Annotated in this window: 2 protein-coding genes; both read left to right on the top strand. The window is 40.6% G+C overall.

Translation table 11 applies throughout. The features are described from left to right. On the top strand, nucleotides 1-329 hold a 329-nt coding region (gene recO / locus ACFIO3_RS15415), incomplete at its 5' end, for a DNA repair protein RecO (protein WP_375704816.1). A 43-nt stretch (nucleotides 330-372) separates the two neighbouring features. Then, the coding region (locus tag ACFIO3_RS15410) for a pantoate--beta-alanine ligase (protein WP_375704815.1) at nucleotides 373-557 on the top strand (185 nt) is incomplete at its 3' end.

Genomic DNA, 557 nt, shown 5'->3' with positions numbered 1-557 from the left:
AAATGCGGCTTCTTGAAGAACTTGGTTTTGGTCTTGATTTATCTTGTTGTGCTGCAACAGGTCGTCAGGAAAGGCTTTATTATGTATCGCCAAAGTCTGGACGGGCTGTTTGTGAAGAAGCAGGGGAACCTTGGAAAAAAAAGCTCCTCATTCTCCCACAGTTTCTTGTGAAAAGAGCAACCCGTCCTGCTGATTTTAGTGACATAATCAATGGTTTTATACTAACTGGATTTTTTCTTATGCGTCATGTTTGGGAGCCACGAGATATAAAGCAGCCATCAGTACGCATGAATTTGATACAATTGTTTAAGCGCCGATTTGGTATGTAAGCGTTAATTTGTTGATCTGATAATAATTGAATAGAATGGGAAAATGAAAATTTTAAAGACAATTGCTGAGGTTCGCCGATATACTTCAGAGAAGCGGCGTTTAGGTCTGTCGATTGGTTTTGCTCCAACAATGGGGGCACTCCATGAGGGGCATCTTGCATTAGTACAGTATGCAAGAGCAATGTGTGATCGCGTAGTGGTTTCTATTTTTGTCAATCCAAAGCAATT

The organism is Bartonella sp. AD328YNZD (assembly GCF_042196425.1).
The sequence above is the reverse complement of the archived record's forward strand: the minus strand, read 5'-3'. Positions and strand labels throughout refer to the sequence as shown.